The organism is Pedobacter cryoconitis, assembly GCF_003259615.1.
GTDB classification, from domain to species: Bacteria; Bacteroidota; Bacteroidia; order Sphingobacteriales; family Sphingobacteriaceae; genus Pedobacter; species Pedobacter cryoconitis.
The window spans coordinates 107062-122484 of sequence record NZ_QLLR01000014.1 but is presented as its reverse complement, the minus strand read 5'-3'; the positions used below and the strand labels follow the sequence as shown (position 1 = coordinate 122484).

The 15423-nt window shown below is 41.5% G+C and carries 10 protein-coding genes; 5 read left to right on the top strand and 5 right to left on the bottom strand.

Annotation, left to right across the window (positions count from 1 at the left end):
• Positions 1-193 (top strand): ATP-binding protein (locus tag LY11_RS14710; protein ID WP_170132693.1); only part of this gene is annotated, 193 nt, incomplete at its 5' end.
• Between the two features lie 145 nt (positions 194-338).
• Here LY11_RS14710 and LY11_RS14705 read toward each other — a convergent pair.
• The 3 genes from LY11_RS14705 to LY11_RS14695 form a co-directional block, all read right to left on the bottom strand.
• Positions 339-1133, bottom strand: a complete 795-nt coding sequence (locus tag LY11_RS14705; RefSeq protein ID WP_111634427.1) for an SDR family NAD(P)-dependent oxidoreductase — start codon at positions 1131-1133, stop codon at positions 339-341.
• A gap of 98 nt (positions 1134-1231) precedes the next feature.
• On the bottom strand, positions 1232-2194 hold the full coding sequence (locus LY11_RS14700) for a hypothetical protein (RefSeq protein WP_146610852.1): 963 nt from the start codon (positions 2192-2194) through the stop codon (positions 1232-1234).
• Between the two features lie 38 nt (positions 2195-2232).
• Entirely contained in the window at positions 2233-2889 is a 657-nt protein-coding gene (locus LY11_RS14695; protein ID WP_111634425.1) for a DUF6266 family protein, read from the bottom strand.
• 389 nt (positions 2890-3278) lie between these two features.
• On the opposite strand from LY11_RS14695, the gene LY11_RS14690 reads away from it, so the two are divergent.
• Positions 3279-5306, top strand: coding sequence for a GxGYxYP domain-containing protein (locus LY11_RS14690; RefSeq protein WP_111634424.1), 2028 nt, complete (start codon positions 3279-3281; stop codon positions 5304-5306).
• A gap of 82 nt (positions 5307-5388) precedes the next feature.
• Here LY11_RS14690 and LY11_RS14685 read toward each other — a convergent pair whose 3' ends face one another.
• Together LY11_RS14685 and LY11_RS14680 are read right to left on the bottom strand one after the other, a co-directional pair.
• Positions 5389-6216, bottom strand: a complete 828-nt coding sequence (locus LY11_RS14685) for a response regulator transcription factor (RefSeq protein WP_111634423.1) — start codon at positions 6214-6216, stop codon at positions 5389-5391.
• A complete protein-coding gene (locus tag LY11_RS14680; protein WP_146610851.1) occupies positions 6201-9395 on the bottom strand; it encodes a ligand-binding sensor domain-containing protein in 3195 nt (1064 codons plus the stop codon). Before LY11_RS14680 ends, LY11_RS14685 begins: the two co-directional genes overlap by 16 nt.
• Before the next feature lie 220 nt (positions 9396-9615).
• On the opposite strand from LY11_RS14680, the gene LY11_RS14675 reads away from it, so the two are divergent.
• From LY11_RS14675 to LY11_RS14665, 3 genes are read left to right on the top strand one after another with little or no spacing between them, the layout of a single operon-like run.
• Positions 9616-12795 carry a SusC/RagA family TonB-linked outer membrane protein gene (locus LY11_RS14675; protein ID WP_111634421.1) on the top strand — a complete coding sequence of 1060 codons (3180 nt, stop codon included), beginning with the start codon at positions 9616-9618 and terminating at the stop codon, positions 12793-12795.
• A gap of 4 nt (positions 12796-12799) precedes the next feature.
• Positions 12800-14701 carry a RagB/SusD family nutrient uptake outer membrane protein gene (locus LY11_RS14670; protein ID WP_245952775.1) on the top strand — a complete coding sequence of 634 codons (1902 nt, stop codon included), beginning with the start codon at positions 12800-12802 and terminating at the stop codon, positions 14699-14701.
• Positions 14702-14725: 24 nt separating this feature from the next.
• On the top strand, positions 14726-15421 hold the full coding sequence (locus tag LY11_RS14665) for a DUF3823 domain-containing protein (protein ID WP_111634419.1): 696 nt from the start codon (positions 14726-14728) through the stop codon (positions 15419-15421).
• Positions 15422-15423 lie beyond the last annotated feature (2 nt).

The window sequence follows — 15423 nt, the reverse complement described above, 5'->3', positions numbered from 1 at the left end:
TGCCGTGCTGGATATCCTGGAGGATAGATACGGGAATGGGGCTACAATCATTACTTCACAGCTTCCGGTGGATACATGGTATGCTTTTATTGATGAACCAACATTGGCCGACGCAATTATGGACAGGCTGTCAGCTTCTGCGCACAGAATAGCCCTTACGGGAAAATCTTTACGAAATAAAAAAAATCATTAAGTTTGAAAAATACCACTCTTGTTTAGTGGGTATAATGCATAGTTAGTGTATTTTATGCCGCTCAAAGAAGTGGTGTACTTTGCCGTGGAACACTGGTGTACTTTGTTCGGAATATCCATTTTTAAGAAATCATTCTCCATGATAATTAATTTAACTTCTTGCGATAAGACCGGGCGAACATTCTCGCTAAAAACACATTGGGTATTAAAGTCAGCAGTTTTGCTCCAATTCTGTTTATAGTCCCTGATACGACAACATGTTTCCTCTGATCCAACGCTTTTAATGCTTCATCCGCAACCTGCTCAGCTGTTTGCGCTGAAACACTATCGGTATTCAGCGCTTTGCCTTTTTCATTTTCGATGCCGGCCGAAAAGTTGAATTTTGTTTTTGTTAATCCCGGACTAAGTAATAATACATGAATATTATACGGTTTACATTCCTCTGTAATTGCCTGGGTAAAGAAACGAATAAATGCTTTACTTGCGGCATAAGTTGCCATATAAGGTACCGGAAGAAAGGATGCCATAGACCCTACATTTAAAATTGTTCCGCTTTTTCGCTGCTGCATCTGAGGTAAAAATAAATGCGTAAGTGCAACCAGAGAAGAAACATTCAATTGCAGCATATCCAACTCTGATTGCAGCGGTATTTCAGTGAATTCTCCGCCAGAACCGATCCCTGCATTGTTAATCAGCATTTCAATTTCCAATCCACGGTGCTGGGTCTGTGCAAAAATATCAGCTGCGGTGGAAGCTTTTGATAAATCTCCGGCAATAAACTGTGTTTCAATACCAAATTGTTCACTAAGCCGCGTACAAAGTTTTTCTAGTTTTTCGGCATTTCTTGCCACAAGGAGCAGGTCATGTTTCCTTTCTGCTAAACGGACTGCAATGGCCTCTCCAATACCACCCGATGCACCTGTTATTAATGTTGCTTTCATTTTTCTTTATATGCTAAAGTTATGCCACAAAGATTGGCAACTGCATCAGTATAAATGTATCCAAATGTCGTTAACTTGTGTCCGATTGTCAGCTGATTTCAACTTCTATTCCATCCGCTGATACAAGTATGCTCACAAGCTTCATACTCACTGAGTACCTCCTGCACTAAATCTTTGGTGATATTTAAGCCGATAGTATGATAAACCAGTGAACCGTCAAACCGGCTTTCCAGATCAAATAAATAATTGATCCTTTTTTCACCTGCATAATGATTACCACGCAAAGCATGACAAGAAGGACAGCTTGCTGCCAGATAACTGTCTTTTAAAGTTTGGCTATATTTGATACTTACCGGAGTGATAGCAGGATCTGCAACAATAAGCTGGTTGACGAACTGCTGAATCAACGCTGTATTTTTATCGCTAAACCCGGATAAAGGCAGCAGGCAATTATAATATTTCCAGTTTGCACTTGCCCAGTTCCGGATCTGTTTATCCGGAAAAACCACGCCCGTTACCGTGCTCATTTCTTGTTTGCATTTCCAGCACGAATCTTTCATTATTTCCAGGTTGACCTGTTGAAAGCCCTCTTTAGGGCCGCTATAGGCAATTTTTCCCTTCCATAACTCATGAAGCATAACCTGCAAATCCAGAAAATTGGTCCCATCAATGGTTGTCCTTCCGCCCTGATCGTGTGCACACTTCAGCCAGAGGAAATATTCATTTTCAACCCGGAGATCTTCTGAAATAAAGATGCCTGTATCTGCATGCAAACCAGAATTTTCTTCTTCACTGATCACTACCAAAAGGCATTTCCGGGAAAGGATATAATCCCGCAAACGGATTAGCTGATTTTCTGCCTCTTTATCCAAAGTTACAGATAGGGGCAGCACCAGGATATTGATCAGCTTAGATTTACCTTCATTAATCCCTGTGTTAAAGGCATGGCTGATCTGATAAGGAGGTTTGCCTAATAATTTTTCCACAGGAATATGTTTCCAGTTTACTGGCAGGGCCCTGAATACCTGTTGCGCTACAAATTCATAAAAATTAGCTTTCATAGGAATTTTATTTGAAGGCTGGAATTTTCCTTCAGCTTTTAATTTAAAAAGCTTCCGCAATAAACACTTTTGGAAACCTCATCGCTCATGACATCTTTAAAGACTATAAATACCTCATAAGTTCTTCCCCTGGTCCTGACAGGGCTGGAATCGAGGCATAAAGTATCTTTTAATTCGTCTCTCCGTGCCCCGCTATAATTGGCAAAGAAATGCTGGTATTCCTGGTTATATAACAGGATCATGGTTCTGTCATTTGGGGAAGCCAAACCTGTTTTATCTTCATCCCAGGTGAAATTAAACGTGTTATTTGCGACTTTAACCACTACATTTTCCGGTTTAACCAGTTCTCCGTCTGCAACCAGTATAGTATCCCAGTTAATCTGTTGCTCAGGAAACTCCCCTTTAATGGCATGCTTCATATTTACAGACTTAGCAGCATTGTTTGCAGACATATCCTGACCTTTAACTTTTTGTTTGAAACCTACCTGAAGAAAAGGGGTAATCTCATTTAAAAATGAGCTCACTACTTTCAATTTATTGGATTGAGCTTGCTGCTTCACACTTCTGACAGCCTTTTTATGAGGTTTTTTGGGTTTAGAACGCGCGCATACTTTACTCTTCCATGGATAAATTACAATGTTCCCGATTTTTCCTCTGATACCTGCCAATACTGTGCCTTCTAGTAAAATTGCCATAACTATATCTGGTTTAGTATTACCAAGTTAGCTAAAGTATTGAGTAATACTATTATAATTAAATTTTAATTATAAAATAATTTATAAATGTTACACTTTTTATTAGGTAGCAATTGAGTGAAATTTGAATAGGATATGAAAGGCCTTTGAATGATGTCTGAACAAAGTAGGATAACTACATTGATAGTCAGAGTGTTGAATTAGGGGTTGTCTACGTCTTTTTGCCCCTTAAACTAACTGTCTTCAAACCCGGTTCTACTCACTATTTTCGTTTAAAAACAACTCGTTTTTATCCCCTTGTTTTAGAAACATTTTGGACAGACTAAATAAATACTATAACTTCCTGTATAAAACCAAATATTAAACCTTTATAAATTAAACTCTTACCTATGACTAAATCGTTTAATTCAATTAAAACTGCAGTAACGCTCCTGCTTTTACTCCAGTTTTACACCATGCAGTCAACAGCGCAGATTACCTGGCCAGCTGCTCAGCTTCTTCCATCTTTTGCCACACCGGCGCAAACTCAGGATTTGATTACCCTTCGCGAAACATCTTCAAAATGGGAAGCCGAAAGCCCGGTTATCAGTCATAAAACCGGAAGGCCGGAAACTGACGGCTGGCTCTGTCAAACCGGAATTGATCTTCCAAATCTTCATATGGTTTACGGGCCTTATGATAAAACTATTCCAGCAGGTCCTAACATCGCTGAATTTAGGATGAAGATTGACAACAATACCGTTAATAATGATCCCGTAGTAGACATCGATGTGGTCAATGCCACAACCGGACAGATCCTGGCCACGAAAACACTTACCCGTCAGCAGTTTGCTATAGCCGCAGACTATACCAGTTTTAAGTTGCCCTTTACGATGCCTGCGGCTAACCAATCCATCGAATTGCGCGTATTTTGGCGGGGAGCCAGTTATATCAAAGTAGACTGGATTAGTGTAGAGCAAAATAGTTCCTCTGCAGAAATGTACCTGTTTGCCTCTTTAAAAGGAATCGTGAACAAGAAAAAACCGCGTATTTTCTCTTACGAAGGTGATGCTTTTGCAGAAGGCCCGCATACCTGGCTGGAATCCCTGGGTTTGAGCTGGACGGAACCCGCAGACAAATGGGATCTGATTACTAAATACCGCAGTGAAATAGCCGGGCTGATCGTTTACGATCCTGCGCAAATACACACGGTGAACCTGGCAACAGTGCTTGCAAAAAGTAAAAATGCGCTGATCGTTTCCCCATTGTTATTATCGAGGTTAACCGCTGCGCCATACAATTTACCAATTTTAGTCGATCTGCGCGGGCAGTTCAGCAGTAAATTGCAAGTATACCAGGCTTTATACACGACTTACTGGCCAACCCTTGATCACCGTTTATTAATCGGATTAAACCCCGATGCGCATAAAGCAGCACTGCGAGAATATGCAACAGCATTAGGTGCAGCAGTGGTCTGGCTTGATCCGGATATTGCTGGTGAAAGTGAATTGTTAAACAGCTTTCTATCCTCCATGCCCGCAGGTTCAAACTTTATGGGGTGGTGGCCGGAAGAAGCCGCAGGTGTAGAAAGAGCTTCGAAATACGGGCTTACCACCATTGCAAGTGATTGGTGTACTAACCTGAGTGTCCATAGCGGTACATCCAGAACAGTAAATATTAAACCAATTCCTCCTAAACCTGCACTGCAAAACAAGATTTATGTAGCCTTTATCTTAAGTGATGGTGACAATTTACAATACGTTGAACATTTGATGCGTAAACTTTGGTCAAACCCCGATCGCGGTTCAGTGCCTATGGGATGGACTTTATCACCTGCCATGCTCGATGCCATGCCCGGAGCCCTGAACTACTTCTGGCAAACCTCTACCACTAATGATAACCTGATTTCAGGTCCTTCGGGTTACGGTTATACCTATCCGAACAGCTGGACGAATCAAAGTTTGCTGAACCAGTTTGTAGCTAAAACTGAAGATTATAATAAACGGGCCGGCTTAAGGGTAGTCACGATCTGGAATACAATTACCGGGGGAATCAGTCAGAATACTGGACAAACTTTTGCCAGTAATGCGCCAACATTACTTGGTTTAACTGGTCAGAATACAGGAGGAGGATTGACTATATACAATAATAGCCTTCCCGGAATGGCACTTTCCTGTAACTATTGCAGTAATGAACAGAATATGAAAGATCATATTGCTTCTGCTGCTGCGGGGTGGGATAGAAACTCACCACGTTTTGTGATCATACAAGCGCAGCCCTGGAACAATGCGACCCCAACAAGTTTTAAGAATGTGGCCAGTTCCCTGAATGCAGATTATGTGGTGGTACGTCCGGATTATATCTTCCAGCTTATCCGGGAATCAAAAGGTCTTCCAATTGATCCGCCGGCGAATACCGGGGTATCTAATAAACTATAAGCTGGGGTAGTACAAAATTCGTATTCAACAATTTTATCAATGCAAAAAGGGCCTCTATTCTTTTTGCATTGACTTAAAAAACTTAAACCTTCTTTTTCTGATTGGCGTGCATACTGGCAGCGTAATCCGTCGGAGACATGCCAAACTGCTTCGCGAAGATCCGTCCGAAATGAGTTTGAGAACTGTAGCCGACCATTTCTGCGATCTCATATATTTTAAGCACGCCCTCATTCAGTAATTCTGCTGCTTTTTTCAATCTTGCCAGGTTAATCAGTTCATTCGGGGAAAGATTGGAAATAGATTTTATTTTCCGGTATAGCGTCGGGCGGCTCATATTCATATGGTCAGTCAAAAGGTCTACATCTAACTGGGGATTACTAATGGCTTGATCTATAGTAATCTGTATCTTTTTTAAGAATAATTCGTCTGCCTTGGAATAGGCGAGGCTTTTGATATGGAGCAGGGGAGAGCTGGAAAAATAAGCTTTAATTTTATTCCGGTTGGCAATTAAACTGGCAGCTTGTACCTGTAAAAATTCAGGGGAAAATGGTTTTTCAATATACACATCCGCACCAAGTTCCAGCCCTTCGATCTTAGATTGCAGGCTGTTTTTGGCTGTCAAAAGGATAACCGGGATATGACTGAATGCTATTCCTGATTTTATTCTTTTGCAAAACTCAAAACCGTCCATTTCGGGCATCATGACATCACTGATCACCAGGTGAACAATTTCTTTCTCCAAAATGGCAAGACCTTCAATGCCGTTTGAAGCGATAAGGATTTTGAACTTTTCGCTCAGGTCATCTGCTATGAAATCAAGAATTTCTTCATGGTCATCAACCAAAAGAACAACTGGTTTCTCCTGGTTCTGATCTGCTGTATTGGATGCAAAGTTTAAATCTTTTTCCATTTTCCTTTTAAGTTGAACTCTATCATTTGATGAATGGGGAACACGGCCACCAGTATATTATAATCAGTTTTAGTTTCTTCCAATTGAAGAGAACCTTTATGCAATTCGGCCAGTGATTTTGCAATAGACAAGCCGATGCCTGTTCCTTGTTTCATTTCAGCTTCTTTTGTCCGGAAAAAGGGCTCAAAAATTTGATGCGCCAGTTCCGGGGCAATTTTATTTCCATCATTCAAAACCCTGACCGTAAACTGATCCTGCTGTTCATTTACTGTAAGTGTCACACTTACAGTTTGTTTCCCGTATTTAATAGCGTTATCCACCAAATTACTCATTATTTTATAGAAGGCTTCCAGATCTATATAAGCATAAAGCGGTTCTGCGGGTAAAAATGTTGCGTAAATGATCTCTTTTTGCTCGGCAGCAAGCTGGAACTGCAAATTTACGTCGTGAAGAATCTCAGAGATATTCGTTTTGACAAAATTTAAAGAAAAACCATGTATCTCTGTTTTTCTGAAATCCAGCAGCTGATTGGTCAGGTTCAGCAAACGGTCTGTATTGCGGTCCATAATCTTCAGGTTCTTTTCAAAAGCAGGAACCTCTCCGGCAGCTTTGATCATTTTCTCCATTGGCCCTTTAATCAGTGTAAGCGGCGTGCGTATTTCGTGTGCTACATTGGTAAAGAATTCGATTTTCGCCTGGTAGATCTCTTTCTCTTTTTCATGCTCAAAGAGTTCCATACGGCGGTTGTTTTTACGCTGAATGGTTTGGTGGTATTGCCTGACCACAAGAACTGTTAACCCTATAAACAAAAACGCATACAGAAACCAGGCAACCGTACTTTTCCAAAATGGCGGAAGTACTACAATCAACAGCCTGATATTGTTTTTACTCCATTCTTTACTGCCCTGAATCATCGCTTTCGCTTCAAATATATATTCTCCCGGAGCAAGTTTTGTGAAATATATCTTTCTGTTGGTCTTCAGGTATTGCCAGTTATTATAAAGGCCGCTTATTTTATAAGCATACTCAGTTTTTTCCGGAGAGAAGTAGCTTAAGGCAGCAAAATCAATATTAAAAGAGGACTGATTGCTGTTCAGGGTAAGCTGATTGGTGTATAAAATAGATTGCTGCAGCACTGAGTCTCCTTTTTTTGGCTGCAGCGTTGTATTGTCAATCTTAAAACCTGTTAAAAATAAAGGGGCAGTTTTGGTATTGGTCGTCAGCTGGTTCGGGAGAAAGCTGATTAAACCCTTTACACTGCCAAAGTACATTCTATCATCCGTGTCCTTATAAGAAGAGCTATAATTGAACTGATCGGTGAGCAGGCCATCTGTTTTGGTATAGACTTTAACCGTCTTTTTAAGCGGATCAAAACTGACTAGTCCGCGGGTACTGCTGATCCATAATTTATAGTGCTCATCTTCCAGGATATTAAAAAGGAAGTTGGCAGGCATACCATCTTTCACCGTATAAGATTTGAAAGTGCCCGTCTTTTTATTAAACAGCGATAAACCACCACCATCTGTCGTAATCCAGAGGTTCTTTTTACTATCCTGAAAGATACAATTTACAGTATTATTAGGCAGACTGCCAATAGCTGTACTTTCATTCCTGTAATTTTTATAACTGCTGTTTCCTAATTTAAAACTGAACAGTCCGTCATTGAAACTTCCGGCCCAGATTGTTCCGTCCGCATCTTCTTTCAGGTTATTGAAAAACGCGAAAGGTAAACCCGGTATAGGGTCAAAGTCATCCTTTTTGCGGTTGTAAGTATAAATACCTGCTGTAGTTGCAATAATAAGAGCACCGGCCCTGGTTTTATACAGGCTTAAAATGAAATCTGACCGGAGCAAACTTCCCTTTCGCATGTGGTAGTGTTTGGTAATCAGCCCTGTATTGATATTCATCACATCCAGCCCATGTTCAAAAGTACCGATCCAAAGCTGGTTCCCATCGGCAAGTAAACCGTGAATATTATAATGGGCGATGGTCTGTTTACTGCCATCAGGAAAATAAGAGGAAAACTTACCCGTTCCCGGTACTAATTTATTGAGTCCTGCATCTTCGGTTCCGATCCATAAATTGCCGTTCTGGTCTTTACAGATTTCCCTGATGTCATTTCCGCTAATGGAATTCTCCTGTTGGGAGGGAAAGTATTTGGTGAAAATAGAAGACTGGGCCGCATAATAATTCATTCCCCCAAAATAGGTTCCAGCCCACATTCCACCTTCTGTATCCCTGCAAAGGGAATAAATTGCATTGTCTGATAAAGAATAAGGGTTGCTGTTCTGTTTTTGCAGGTGAACCAGTTTCTGGCTTTGAAGGTTATAAATATACAGGCCGGATTCTGTGCCGATCCAATACTCCCGGTCGTTCATTTTTTTTATAGTCCTGACAAAAATGTGGGTCTTGTCTTTATTCATCACCAGCAGATCCTTTAACACATTTGTTTTAAGGTCGAATAATTTGATCCCCTGGTTTGTAGTGCCAATAATGAGCTGCTGATCATTCGTTTCTTCGATCGCAGAGATCCAGCCTATTTCTACCGAATTCTCTGGAGACTTTAATACGGTGTTCTTTGGAGACTTTAAATAAAGGATTTCAAAAGTCCGCGAAGTTTTGTTGTATTTGCCAATATAACCAGAAGGGCTGCTCACCAGGATCTCCCCATTCGGGCGGCAATAAATATAAGTCGGCGTAAAGGAATGACCGAGTTCTACCCAGGTTAACTTTCTTTGAACCGGGTTGTAAGTGAATACTTTTCCTGCACTGAGTATCCACAAATTACCCTCATGGTCGAGCGCGAGCACAGCTATGCCCATACTTTTTGTTTCCCTGACCAGGGTGAAGGATTCATTGACTGCATTATAATGATATAAACCCTGATCTGTACCTACCCAAAGGCTTGCTGGTTTGTCACTGAGCAAAGAATGAACCTTATCATTGCCCAGACTTTGCGGGTTTGCCGGATCATGCCGGTAAGTTTTGAAAGAATAACCATCAAACCTGTTCAAGCCATCCTTGGTTCCCATCCACATCAAACCACTATGGTCCTGAGTACTGCAAAACACACTATTATTAGACAGCGCATTCTCTACCTGGTAGTGTTTAAAGTAGTAGGGCTGTGCCTGTAACAGGGTGGCAGAAAGCAATAAAAAAAATAAGGTTAGAATTCTCAATTTGATACAGTCATTATCTCAAATATATCAATTATTATAATGCTGAATCGATTTTATAATATAAACTCTGGAAGAGGAACCGAACATAAAAATAGAGACAAATTGAAGAATTATTGATACAAACGTGTGCAACAACCAAAAGCTAAAAAACTAATATTTGATTGTAGCCGGAGAGAACGGGCAAATTTATCCGGCTGCACCTAACCAAATATAAATCTTTATGGAAAAAAGTCTACACGCTTATTGCAGAAGTGTGCGCTTAAAGCAGTATCCGCTTAAAGCTTTTATCTTCTGTATTTTCCTCCTTTTCTCCTTCGCCAGTACCGCGCAAACCAGCAGCGTGAGCGGAACGGTAACGGACGACAAAGGACAGACACTGATCGGTGTCACAGTAAAAGTTAAAAATACCAAAATTGGCGCTATGTCTGATGCTAACGGGAAATTTAAACTGACCGTTGCAGATAAAAATGCCGTTTTAGTATTTGCTTACATCGGATACACTACGCAGGAAATCCCTTTAAACGGACAAACTGAGCTCTCCGTTAAACTGAAAGACTACGACAATGACTTGCAGGAAATCGTGGTCACAGGGTATGGTTCACAAAAAAGAGAATCAATTACCGGGGCCATTTCCTCAGTGACCAGCAAGGATATAGAGCGGGTACACGGAGGCGCTACAGTAAGTACAGCACTGGCAGGAAAGATTCCCGGGGTTACTTTCCGGATGACAGATGGCCGGCCGGGAGCAAGCGCCAGCATTCAAATCCGTAACATGGGCCGCCCATTGTATGTGATCGATGGTATTCAGCAGGATGAGGGCCAGTTTAACAACATTGCACCCAACGATATTGAAAGTATTTCGGTATTGAAAGATGCTTCTGCTGCCATTTATGGCGTGCGAGCAGCAAATGGAGTAGTGGTAGTGACCACTAAAAAAGGAACAACAGGTGAAAGCCGGATCAACGTCGATGCTTACCTGGGTGTGCAGAACTGGTCAAGGTTTCCCGATGTAGTGCGTACGTCTTACGATTATATGCGTTATAAAGCAGATGCGGAGATGAATTCTAACGGGAAAACCAGTATTACGCCAGCAGAACTGGATAAATACAAACTCGGCACCGATCCTGCCTACAGAAGTTTTGACTGGCGGGATTATATCCTGAAAAGTAATAACAATGCCCCTCAGAATTCGGTCAATGTGAACTTTACCGGAGGAACGGATAAAATGAGTTATTATGTTTCCGCGACGAATATGTATCAGAATTCTGTATTGGGAAAAGAGTATGAATTTAAACGGACCAACATTCAATCTAACATTACAGCAACTGTAGCCAATGGTCTTAAAGTAGGGGTAAATATTAACGGAAGAATTGAAACCCGCGAAAATCCTGGTGTTCCGGGTACGGATGATTACCTGCTGGCACGTTTGGCTGTACTGCGGAACAATCCTCTGGAACGTCCTTATGCCAATGATAACCCAGACTATCTGAACGACATCGGGCATACAGAAACCAATTATGCTTTTTTAAATAAAAAACTTTCAGGGGTATACAGGAACGACTGGAGAGTGCTGCAAACCAATTTTAATGCAGAATACCAGATCCCGGGCGTAAAAGGACTGGTTGCTAAAGCCGTATATTCCTATTACCTGGCAGATTATGTACTCAACAACCATGAGTATACCTATAACACTTACACTTACCGTCCCGCTACTGGTACTTATGACGTTACAGGTGGTAGTAATAATCCATACCGGGAACGCGAACAGAAAAAAGAGTTTGCGACCACTTTTCAGAGTCAGTTAAATTATAACAACACTTTTGGTAAACATACTGTAGGTGCCACACTGGTTGCGGAAAGGATTGAGCTGAAGCATCAGCGGAATTATATACACTCTTCACCAATTTCCAATAACCTGCCTTTAATTTATTTTCCAACTGCCGACAGGTATGATGACGTAGATGATGGTGAAGCACGTATCGGCTATATTGCAAGGTTAAACTATAATTACAACAATAAATATTATCTGGAAGCTTCTGCAAGAAGGGATGCCTCTTACTTATTTGCCCCTGATAAAAGGGTAGGTTATTTTCCGGGCGTTTCTGCGGGATGGAGAATTACTGAGGAAGGGTTTATGAAAAATATTGTGGGGGATAGAAAGATCCTGGGTGATCTGAAGTTCCGTGCTTCTTACGGCATACTTGGGGATGACCGGAATCCGAATGATCCGAATCAGTCTATTGTACCTCCATATGCTTATCTTCCAGGTTATAACTACAACCAGGGAACGGTTATTCTGGATGGAAACCCGGTGATTGTTTCCAGGGATAAAGGAATTCCTTTAAACAGAATATCCTGGTTAAAGAGCCGGACTTTTGATGTTGGTGCAGACTTCAGTATGTTCAGCAATAAGCTGACAGGTACGATAGATTATTTCTATAGAAAACGTACTGGATTACTGGGTGGCAGAAATGATATTATTGTTCCGGTTGAACTGGGCTACGGACTGCCGGATGAAAATGTGAACAGTGATGCACAATATGGTCAGGAGATCTCTTTAAATTACAGCAGTAAAGTTGGACAGGTTAACTTTAATATTGGGGGTAATATCTCCTATACCCGGTCTAAAAACCTGCAATCTTATAATCCATTATTCTTTAATTCCTGGGATCAATACCGCAACTCGTCCGAAAACAGGTTTACCAATATAGATTGGGGTTACGTGGCTATCGGTCAGTTTACTTCTCAGGAACAAATCAACAATTACCCGGTAAATATTGATGGTAAAGGAAACAGGACCCTTATGCCCGGCGATTTGATCTATGAGGATCAGAACGGCGACGGTAAAATTGACGGGTACGACAATAAGCCAATTGGCTTCGGTTATGGCAAGCAGCCTAATATTAATTTTGGTTTAAGCTTTGGCGCAAGTTATAAATCTTTTGATTTTCACGCAGATTTTTCCGGAGGAGCGGGTTATACCTGGTACCAGAATTATGAAACCAGGTGGGCCTTTCAGAACAATGGGAACCTGAACAGCATTTTTGAAGACAGATGGCACAGGGCTGATCCATTTGATTTAAACAGTGAATGGATTCCGGGCAAATATCCTGCAAACCGGTATAATGATGGCGGACATAGCAACAACCGTAACTCTACTTTCTGGCTGCACAGTGTCAAGTATATCCGGGCAAGAACGATAGAGTTTGGCTATACTTTACCAGCTGCAATGCTGGCTAAAATCAAAGTTAAGCGGGCAAGGTTCTATGTAAACGGATACAACCTGTTTTCTATTGATAATATGAGCCAGTATAACGTTGACCCGGAAGTTGCGGACGACAATGGTCTTCAGTTTCCACAGAGTAAAGTGGTTAACGTAGGCCTTAATTTAACTTTTTAAGCACATGATGAAGAAGATATATACAGTACTCACCTTTACTGCCCTTTTATTGACCGGGGCTTGTAAAAAAGACAGTGCATTTTTAGATGTACCCCCTAAACAAATTATTCCTGAAGAAATTGCTTTCTCAGATCCGGCTCTGGCGCTCTCTGTTTTAGGAGATTTGTATAACCGGCAACTGGATTTTTCAAGTTTAGACGGGGATGGCTGGCGATCATTCGTTGATTTTAGTGAAGCTTTTCCTTCTGAAAATGGAAGTTATAATATCGTTCAGCGCACAGGCTGGGGTTATGGAGAATGGGGGATCTGGGATTATGGGTATATCCGCGATATGAATCTTTTTATCAAACGGGCCACTGCAGCAACCAAACTGACGGAAACAGATAAGGCGAGGTTCATTGCAGAAGCACGTTTTCTCAGAGCTAATTTCTATTTTGAAATGGCAAAACGGATGGGCGGATTACCGCTGATTACAGAGCCTATGCAGTATGATTATTCCGGTAATATAACCAATTTACAGGTTCCAAGATCCAAGGAGTCGGAGGTTTATGATTTTGTGATCAGCGAGGCTGAAGCGATAAAATATATATTACCAAACGATGTAAACCAAAAATCAAGAGCATCTAAAGGGGCTGCACTGGCAATGGAAGCGCGGGCAGCCTTATATGCCGGGTCTATTGCCAAATATGGTTTTAAAACTCCGCAGGTTACTTTGCCTGGTGCGGAAGTGGGCATACCTGCTGGTTTGGCTGGAGGTTATTATCAAAAAGCCCTTGCAGCTGCGCAACAGATCATCAACGGGCAGGCTGGTGGTTATCAGCTGTACAAAGTTTTACCTGATCTTTCGGAGAACTTTGCGGCAGTGTTTCTGGATAAAAGCAGTGTCAATCAGGAATCTATTTTTATTGAAGATTTTAAAGTAAACTCTGCAAAAGTTCATGGCTTTACAACTAACAATCAGCCATTCTCTATTTCGGATGAAGGGCTGGATGCCGGGCGATTGAACCCTTCTTTAAACCTGGTACAGGCTTTTGAAAAACTGGACAATACTTATGCACCTATTGCTACAAAAGACGGACAGGGTAATCCTCTATATTACACCAATCAGCTGGATGCTTTTGCAGGCAGGGATGCCCGGTTAGCAGGAACAATTTTATTGCCTAATGGAGCTTTCAAAGGTAAGAATGTTGATGTCTGGGCTGGTTACCAGTTAGCTGATGGTAGTATTTTAACAAGTGATGATGCCAGTCACCTGGCTAAATTACCCGGAACTGATGTTGCCGTTCAGGTAGTGGGGAAAGACGGGCCGGTTAACGGGCAGGAGTTCAGGTCACAAACCGGGTTTTATATCCGCAAATATTTAGACCCGCAGGTGGGGTCCGGAAGAAGGGGAAGACAGAGTGATGTCGCTTTTATCCGCTACCGTTATGCAGAGGTTTTATTGAATGCTGCAGAAGCCGCTTTCGAATTGGGAATGGGTAGTGTTGCCGATGGATACATCAACCAGGTGCGTGCCAGAGCTGGTTTAACCAAAGCGATACAGGGAGTCACATTTGATCAGATTGTCCATGAACGCCGGGTAGAACTGGTCTTTGAAGGGCATACTTTATTTGATATGAAAAGATGGCGTTTAGCGCACATCGTTTGGGACGGAAGTAAAATGTCTGTGGGCCAGCTGGTGAGTGATATTGGGTTGTCTACTAAGAAAAATACCCAGCCTTATGGACTCTGGCCATATAAGTACTATAATCCTGGAAACCCAAACCATGGCAAATGGCTCTTTAAAGAAGTACTGCCTACAGCAGTTACCGGGGCAAACATGTTCCAGATGGGAAATTATTATTCGACTATTGGCAATGATGTTTTATCCGCAAATCCAAAAATTGTTAAACAACCAAACCAGTAAACCTGGTTTTTAAACGCTGCAATTATGAAGTTAAAACCTATATATATGCTGTTACTTTTACTCCCGGTTTTCTCCTGTAAAAAGGATAATTACAAGGAGCTTTCTACCACTTTAAAAGGAAAGATCCTGTATAATAATGAAGAAATTGGCTTGGAGTATGACCGGGTTCCTTTGGAATTTTACCAATTGGGTTTCGGGAAAAAGGGTGCGATGACGGCAAGCTTTGCTCAGGACGGAAGTTATTCGGTGCTTTTTTCTGATGGTGATTATAAACTCATTATCCCTAACGGACAGGGGCCTTTTAAATGGCACCAAAATACAGCCGGGGTAAATGATACTTTAGCCATTGCGGTGAAGGGGAGCCAGACTTTGGACTTGCAGGCAATTCCATATTACCTGGTCAGAAACGCAGTTTATAAAGCTTCCGGAACTGAGCTGACTGCCACCTTCCGGGTAGATCAGATTATTACAGGCAGTATGGCTAAAAATATTGAACGTGTAAATTTATACGTGAATAAAACTCAGTTTGTTTCTGGCTCAGACAATATTGTCAGTTCAGAGCTATCTGCAGGGGCTATTACCGATCCCGCTGCTTTAACCCTTAAAGTTAATGTTCCGGCTATTGTTCCGGCGCAGAATTATGTTTTTGCCCGTATAGGGGTAAAAATAGTTGGGGTGGAAGACATGATCTTTTCACCTCTTCAAAAAATCCAGTTGTAACC

Coding starts and splice junctions, on each gene's coding strand:
- LY11_RS14670 (WP_245952775.1), top strand. CDS start 12,800: ATGATGAAGAAGATATATACAGTACTCACCTTTACTGCCCTTTTATTG.
- LY11_RS14705 (WP_111634427.1), bottom strand. CDS start 1,133: ATGAAAGCAACATTAATAACAGGTGCATCGGGTGGTATTGGAGAGGCC.
- LY11_RS14685 (WP_111634423.1), bottom strand. CDS start 6,216: ATGGAAAAAGATTTAAACTTTGCATCCAATACAGCAGATCAGAACCAG.
- LY11_RS14695 (WP_111634425.1), bottom strand. CDS start 2,889: ATGGCAATTTTACTAGAAGGCACAGTATTGGCAGGTATCAGAGGAAAA.
- LY11_RS14700 (WP_146610852.1), bottom strand. CDS start 2,194: ATGAAAGCTAATTTTTATGAATTTGTAGCGCAACAGGTATTCAGGGCC.
- LY11_RS14690 (WP_111634424.1), top strand. CDS start 3,279: ATGACTAAATCGTTTAATTCAATTAAAACTGCAGTAACGCTCCTGCTT.
- LY11_RS14665 (WP_111634419.1), top strand. CDS start 14,726: ATGAAGTTAAAACCTATATATATGCTGTTACTTTTACTCCCGGTTTTC.
- LY11_RS14675 (WP_111634421.1), top strand. CDS start 9,616: ATGGAAAAAAGTCTACACGCTTATTGCAGAAGTGTGCGCTTAAAGCAG.